Origin of the sequence: Arthrobacter ginsengisoli (assembly GCF_031456935.1) — a bacterium.
Lineage (GTDB): Bacteria > Actinomycetota > Actinomycetes > Actinomycetales > Micrococcaceae > Arthrobacter > Arthrobacter ginsengisoli.
Genome location: NZ_JAVDVQ010000052.1, coordinates 1 through 6,932, shown reverse-complemented (window position 1 = coordinate 6,932; position 6,932 = coordinate 1). Strand labels below are relative to the sequence as shown.

Sequence of the window (6,932 nt, the reverse complement as noted above, 5' to 3'; positions counted from 1 at the left end):
CACCACGATCGCCCTCAGCCTCGTCGCAATCTCCATCACCGCCACCCTCACCCTCCCCGAACGCTTCAAAACATCCCTCCACGAAGACCACTAACCCCCACCACCCCACCAACACAGAAACGCCCGGCTGGATCCACCAGCCGGGCGCTCCTTGTATGTGCGGTTGTTCGGGTATTCGCGCTCCGTTTTACGTCAGGTGGTGCCGCCGATTCGCGCCGCTGCGCCAAATCGCCGAAGGGGCCTGCCGGCCGGGCTACTTGGCCGAACTGGGCAGGACAACCCGCCCGACCCGTTCGTCAGCGTCTGCGACGTTGAGTTCCCGCAGCGCGAACCGGGTGTAGATCCGGACGATCTCCTCGAGCGAGAACCGGCCGCCGTGCTTGAACCAGCCTGCGATGTGCGTGGCCTGGGCGACGAAACTGTAGACGTGGAATTTGGCGTCGATGACGTCGGCGAGCCCGGCTTTGCCTGCCGCAGTTACCAGGTCCTCAAGGAACGTTTCGTAGTCGGTCCGCTTTTTGATGACCACATCACGCGCACCCTGGGGCAGCGAGCGCAGCTCGGCGTTGCCGATGAAGACTTCCTGGGCCCGCTCCGCGTGGAAGGTGATGTGCTCGGCCAGCGCGGCCTGCAGCAGGTCCACGCTGTCGCCGCCGTCGGCGTCGGCAACGGCTTTCCGGACGCGCTCGAGCAGGTCGTCGATGATGCCGCCCATGATTTGCAGCAGGAGGTCTTCCTTGCTGTCGATGTGGTTGTACAGGCTGCCGACTTTGAGTCCTGCCGCCGAGGCGACCTGCCGCAGGGTGGTGGCATCGTACCCACGTTCGAAGAAAAGCCTGGCGGCCTCTTCCCTGATGGTCTGGGCCGTGTTCCGCTCCACTCGTACGGTCATCTCGACCTCCCCCTGTGTTCTGTCGTGTAAGTCATGGTTCAGTTCATCCTAACAAGCGTCCGCTTTGGAGGTGGAGTATTGACATCATCCAAAACTTCCGGAAAACTCAACGGTAGCCGTACAAACGCTCGTTAGCTAGTAGGAGACCGCCGTGGACCACCAGCGCAGCCTGTTCGACACTGCCGCCGTCGGAGGCCAGCGTCTCCGGAACCGCATCGTGCTGCCACCGCTGACGCGCAGCCGCGCCAACGATGACGGCGTGCCCACGCCCCTGATGGAGGACTACTACCGGCAGCGCGCCGGTGCCGGCCTGGTGATCAGCGAGGGTGCAGTCATCACGCCCCAGGCCTCAGCCTACGCCCGGGTTCCCGGGATTTACTCCCCCGAGCAGGTGGCCGCCTGGCAGCCGGTGGTCGAAGCGGCGAAACGGGAGGGCGCCGTCGTCTATGCCCAGCTGTGGCATGTGGGCAGGCAGTCGCATTCCAGCGTCCAGCCGGACGGCCTGGCTCCGAAGGCACCGTCCCCGATCGCTATCACGGGATACCAGTACCGCAGCGCTAGCGGCCGGATTCCGTATGAGGTGCCCCGGGAACTGACGACGACAGAGATCGCCGGCATCGTCCAGGCGTACGGAACCGCGGCACGGAACGCGGTCCGCGCGGGATTCGACGGCGTCGAGCTGCACGCCGCCAACGGCTACCTGATCGATCAGTTCCTCAATGACGGGTCCAACCACCGGACGGATATCTACGGCGGTTCCCTCGAAAACCGCACCCGGTTCCTGCGCGAAGTGATCACCGAAGTGGCCCGCCACCTCCCGATGGAACGCATCGGCGTCCGCCTGTCGCCGTCGTCGGAGTGGATGGACGCCCACGATTCGGACAAACGCTCCCTCTACTCAGCGGTGGTACGCCAGCTCAGCGACGCCGGAATCGCCTATCTCCACCTGGTGGAGCCGGAGATCGCCGGCTCCACCACCGTGGACCGGCCGGCCGCGTCCATCCCCACCGCCGAACTCGCGGAGTTGTTCGACGGCGTCGTGATCGTCACCGGCGGACATGACCAGGCTTCAGCCGAGCAGCTGCTCGCCGACGGGACAGCCGACCTGGTGGGTTTCGGCAGGCTGTTCATCGCCAATCCCGACCTCCCGCACCGCTTCCTCACCCGGGCGCCGCTGGAACCCTTGCGCCCCGCAGGCATCTATGGCGGCGGCCCCGAGGGATACACCGACTATCCGTCGCTGGCAGCAAGCGGCGCCTGACCCGGGCAGCCCAACGACGGGCCGCTCCGACTCGAACTCCTGAAGGAGACAGCAACCTATGAGCACTTCCCTCAACGTCCTGGTGACCGGAGCGGGCGGCGGTATGTGCCGCGGCATCAACGCGCGCCTCTCCGAGTCCGGCCACACCATCATCTGCGTCGACCTGGACGCTGCCAGCAGCGAGGCGGCTGCGCAGACCATCCGCGACGCAGGCGGCAAGGCCGCAGCGTTTGCCGCGGACGTGGCCGATGAGGCCGCCGTCGGGACGCTGCTTGCCGAAGTCACGGCAGCGGTGGGGCCGGTGCACGCGCTGGTCAACGCGGCCGGCATCCTGGACCGCAAGTACCTCGCCGACAGCACCGCTGAGTCCTTCCGCCGCGCGCTGGACGTCAACCTGGTGGGTCCGTTCAACCTGATCAAGGCGTTCTCACCCGGGATGATCGAAGCCGGCTGGGGAAGGATCGTCAACATCGCCTCGATCGCCGGAATCACCGGCTACCCTTACCCGAGCTACGCCGCGTCCAAGGCCGGCCTGACCAACCTCACCCGGTCCCTGCTGGAGGACTTCTGGGGCACCGGGATCACCATCAACTCCATCTGCCCCGGCGTGGTGGACACCCCGATGGTGATCCAGGAGGTCCGCGACCAGGTCCGGCGCCGCGTCCCCACCCAGACCATCATTGAACCCGCCGAGATCGGCGCCATGATCGCGTTCCTGCTCACTGATGAAGCCCGCAACATCAACGGCGCTGACCTCCTGATCGACGGCGGAGCAACCCGGCTCTTCTCACTGTTCAACAACCATGCTGACTGAGGGCATCACCATCACCGGGACCGCCCAGCGGGAGGCCTGGCAGCACCGCGTGCACCCGCCGGTGGAGCAGGTCGCGCCCGGCGTCACCAGCGTCCCGGTGGTCTTCCCCGGCAATCCGATGCGCTACACCCTGAGTTACGTGCTGCTCGACGGCGACGAATGCGTGGTGGTGGACCCCGGCTTCGACAGCGACGAGGGACATGCCCAGCTGCTGGCCGCTTTGGCCCGCCTCGACGTCGGCCCCGCGGAGATCAGCGGGATCGTCGCCACGCATTTCCACACGGACCACCTCGGCATGGCCTCGCGACTTGCCCGAGGCTCCGGGGCGTGGATCGCCCTGGGCCGGCAGGAACGCCGGCATATCTCGGCCTTCGAGGACGCGCACGAGGAATCCGCCCTGGACTGCGCGCGCATGCGGACCTGGGGCGTCCCCGAGGGCCGCGTCGCCGAGGCGGCCATGAGCCCGGAGGGACTCCACGACATGCGGCGCCTGGCCGACCCCGACAGGCGCCTGGCCGACGGGGACTCCCTGGCCGTGGCCGGGCGCAACTGGCGCATCATGGAAACTCCCGGGCACACGCCGGGCCATATCTGCCTGTGGGACGACGCCGGCGAACTGGTGCTGTCCGGTGACCATGTCCTCCCCCGAATCTCCCCCAACGTGTCCCTGGAGATCCGCGGGGACACCGATCCGCTGCGGCACAACATCGAGTCACTGCAGCGGATCGCGGGCAACGACCACTATGAGGTCTGCCCCGCGCACGAATACCGTTTCCGCGGCGTGGGCCACCGGGCCCGGGTTCTCGAAGAGCATATTGCGGAGCGTTCCCGCGAGGTCCTGGAGGTCCTGGACTCGGGTGCGTCCACCGTCCACGAGGTGGCCCGCCACCTCACCTGGTCCCGCGGCTGGGATTCGCTCGGAGCGCTTCAGTTCCGGCTGGCCCTGAGCGAGACGGCCGCGCACATCCGGTACCTGGCCACGTCCGGTATCCATGCCGGCGTCCCGGGCCTGGTCACGGAGGCGCAGGCGTAAGGCAGGAGTCATTTGCTGGTTCCGGCTGCCTCGAATCAGTTGATCCAATCGGGGTCCGGTGCGCCGAACTCCTGGCCGGCGAGCTGCAAGGGTTGGCCCACCAGGAGGTCAATCCTGGTCCGCACCAGCCGCATGGCAGCAATCCGCCAGTGCCCGTCGCACCGGCGGTATTCCTCTTCGTACAGGCCGTATCCCCGGATTCCGTAGAGTCCGGGGATTGTGGCACCCCGGTAGTGCCTGCTGTCGCGGGCCCAGACCAGATAGTCATGCATCGACCAGATTCCGCGGATGCTGCCGTCGCCCGTGGCGGCCAGGCGCGGCATAAAACCCTGGTGCACCGACTCGACCCCCTCGAGGAAGCCCGACACGCCGGCGATGAACCCGTCGGCGTCGTCTGCGGCGAAGGGAAAGCCGCCGAATGTCGCGTCGGCGGTGAAGAGGGCGTGGAGGCTCGACCACCGCTTGGCATCAAGGTGACGAAAGTAGTCGGACTTGAGATTCCTGATGTGCTCAAAGTTCCTGACGTCGCCACCATCGAGGGGTGGGCTCCCTTCCAGGTGCGTGCTCATGCCGCTTCCTCGAACTGTCCGTTCGGGGCTTTCTCCGGCGCCTTCGGGCCGGACTGGGCCAGGACGATCCCGCCGATGACGACCGCCGCACCCACGATCTGGTTCCAGCTGACTTCCTCCTGGAGTACCAGTGCGCCAAGCGCTACCCCGACGAGCGGGGTGATGTAGGCGACGGTCGACGCCGCGGTGGCACCCCACTCGGCGATGATGCGGAAGTTCCAGACATACGCCAGGCCCGTGCTGACGATGCCGAGCAGCGCCATGCCGAGCACCACCGGCGCCGTCAGCGAGATTTCCCCGCTGGCCAGGAACGGCGCCAGGACCAGCATCGTCAGTGATGCCGTGACCATTTGAACCGCCGGAATGCCGATCGGGTCAGCCGTGTACGGTGACACGTATTTCTTTGTATAGGAAAAAACGACGCCGAAGCACAGCACAGCCGCGAGGCACGCCAACTGGCCCCACAGGTCGACGGCGTCCGCCGTGTAGAACCGCCACGGCGAGAGCACCACAAGGATTCCGGCAGCGCCGGTCACGAGGCCAACGGTCTTACGCGCTGTGATTTTTTCCTGCCGCAGCGCCACCGCGGTGACCGCCGCGGTGGCCAAAGGCGTGGCGGAATTCAGCACGCTGGATAGTCCGCTCGGGATGCGCTCGGCCGCCCACGCGAACAGCAGGAACGGCAGGACGCAGCCGACGGCGGCGGTCACCGCCAGGTGCGCCCACAGCCGGCGTTGCCGCGGCCAGCGACGCCGGGTCACGAGCAGCAGCAGGCTCAGAGCCAGCGCGCCGAGGACCAGCCGTCCGAGGACCACCTGGCCCGGGGAAAGCCCCTGCACCGCGAGTTTCATCATCAGGAAGCTGGAACCCCACGCCGCACCGAGCAAAACGAATCGGACCACACCGCCGACTGGCGTCATTCCGGATTCCCCTCCTTCGGCCGCCGTCTGACACCGTGACTGCGACGGCCCATCAGATAATGACAAGTTCCTCGGCGACGCCGGCATGGATGCGGGTCAGGACGTCCCGGACACCGTCCAGATGATCCGTCAGCGCGCCGGCGGCGTTACGGGCAGCCGCTTCGTCGGCGAAACCGATGGAGACGGCAACGTGCGGAATCTGTTCTTCGCGGCGCAGTGCCTCGCGGACCAACAGTTCCGCCCCCGGAACCAGCACGTTCACGCCCCGGCCGAGGGCGCCGTCGAACGTTCCGTTCAGCTGACTGGCCCAGCGGTCAATCGCCCCAACGTCGGCATCAGCGTCATCGCGCCAGCGGGCCAGCACCCAGAGCTTGAACGGCCACGGAGCATGCGCCGCGCCCGCGTTCACCGGACCGCCGGTGAGACCGCTGAGGAACTGTTGCTCGTCCACGATCAGCCGGTCAGCCACCGCCGATTCGAAGCCGGCCCGCACCACGTTGTCATCAGCGAACCACAGTTCAACGATGCCGTCCACGCGGTACAGCCCTGCCCCGAGTCCTGGCACGGAATCCAGCAGATGGTTTTGCCGGTAGTCCGTGACGCCGGGCAGCCCGCGGGCGATCTCCGCGTGCGTGGTGGACCAGTGGGCGCGGAACGCTTCGCGGGTCAGACCGTCCCGTTTCTCCAGGTAGGTGATGCGTTTCGGCACGTTCACTCCCCTGCTGTCGAGGGCGCGTCGGGCAGGGGAACGTCGGCGAGGGGAACGTCGACTTCCTCGGCCAGGAACCACTCCACACTTTCCAGGAAGTGGTGCTCATGGTCGAACAGTTCCCTGGCTTCTGGGCCGGCGTAGGCGGCTTTGACGTCCGCCACGGAGGAGAACCACAGTTCGGCCATACCGCTGTACGGCCAGGGCTTCCGGTGTTCGATCGCAGGGTTCTGCCGGTACCGGAGGATTCCCGGAAGCCGGCGCACGTAGGAGGGGTGCTCCACGTTCCAGAAGTGCAGGAATTCCTCCCGGGTCAGTTCCGGTTTGGCCTTGATGACGGCAACTACCTTGAGCATGGTCCGCCCGCCTTAGACCGGGGTGACGGCTTGGCGGCGCTGCACGGGGATCATTTTGCGTTTGGAGTACAGGCCCAGCCGGCGGGTCAGGTCGGCGCGGAGGTCGTTGGCGGGCACGACGGCCTCGACGGCGTTCGCGTTGGCGATCTTGAACACGTCGATGCCTTCGGCGTACTCGGCGTGCTTTTCCAGGATGAACGCGCGGCGCTCGGCCGGGTCCTCGATTTCGTGGATCTGGTTGTAGTAGATGCCGTTCACGGCCGCGTCCGGGCCCATCAGCGCCGGGCGGGCGGTCGGCAGCGCAATCACCGCGTCCGGGTTCATCGGCGCACCGGACATGGCCAGGTAGCCGCCGCCGTAGGCCTTGCGGACCAGGAC

9 protein-coding genes are annotated in these 6,932 nt (G+C 66.9%); 3 read left to right on the top strand and 6 right to left on the bottom strand.

The features are described from left to right. Positions 1-253: 253 nt before the first annotated feature. A complete protein-coding gene (locus J2X01_RS21800; protein WP_310062606.1) occupies positions 254-892 on the bottom strand; it encodes a TetR/AcrR family transcriptional regulator in 639 nt (212 codons plus the stop codon). Between the two features lie 151 nt (positions 893-1,043). Between J2X01_RS21800 and J2X01_RS21795 the strand changes: the two genes are divergently transcribed. Genes J2X01_RS21795 through J2X01_RS21785 form a run of 3 tightly spaced genes read left to right on the top strand, consistent with a single transcriptional unit; the run spans position 1,044 to position 4,000 of the window. Continuing rightward, positions 1,044-2,153: an alkene reductase gene (locus J2X01_RS21795; RefSeq protein WP_310062603.1), complete on the top strand. Its 1,110-nt coding sequence runs from the start codon at positions 1,044-1,046 to the stop codon at positions 2,151-2,153. A 58-nt stretch (positions 2,154-2,211) separates the two neighbouring features. Beyond that, positions 2,212-2,967, top strand: a complete 756-nt coding sequence (locus J2X01_RS21790) for an SDR family NAD(P)-dependent oxidoreductase (RefSeq protein ID WP_310062600.1) — start codon at positions 2,212-2,214, stop codon at positions 2,965-2,967. Continuing rightward, complete coding sequence (locus J2X01_RS21785; protein WP_310062596.1) at positions 2,957-4,000, top strand: MBL fold metallo-hydrolase; 1,044 nt, start codon at positions 2,957-2,959, stop codon at positions 3,998-4,000. The genes J2X01_RS21790 and J2X01_RS21785 overlap by 11 nt, the downstream gene beginning before the upstream one ends. Positions 4,001-4,035: 35 nt before the next feature. Here the strand turns inward: J2X01_RS21785 and J2X01_RS21780 are convergent, their stop codons facing one another. From J2X01_RS21780 to J2X01_RS21760, 5 genes are all read right to left on the bottom strand, one after another. Next, on the bottom strand, positions 4,036-4,569 hold the full coding sequence (locus tag J2X01_RS21780; RefSeq protein ID WP_310062593.1) for a nuclear transport factor 2 family protein: 534 nt from the start codon (positions 4,567-4,569) through the stop codon (positions 4,036-4,038). After that, entirely contained in the window at positions 4,566-5,489 is a 924-nt protein-coding gene (locus tag J2X01_RS21775) for a DMT family transporter (protein WP_310062590.1), read from the bottom strand. The genes J2X01_RS21780 and J2X01_RS21775 overlap by 4 nt, the downstream gene beginning before the upstream one ends. Before the next feature lie 52 nt (positions 5,490-5,541). Next, a complete protein-coding gene (locus J2X01_RS21770) occupies positions 5,542-6,198 on the bottom strand; it encodes an EthD domain-containing protein (protein ID WP_310062587.1) in 657 nt (218 codons plus the stop codon). Positions 6,199-6,200: 2 nt separating this feature from the next. Continuing rightward, entirely contained in the window at positions 6,201-6,554 is a 354-nt protein-coding gene (locus tag J2X01_RS21765; RefSeq protein WP_310062584.1) for an EthD family reductase, read from the bottom strand. 12 nt (positions 6,555-6,566) lie between these two features. Then, positions 6,567-6,932: carboxyl transferase domain-containing protein (locus tag J2X01_RS21760; protein ID WP_310062582.1), on the bottom strand; the 366-nt coding region annotated here is incomplete at its 5' end.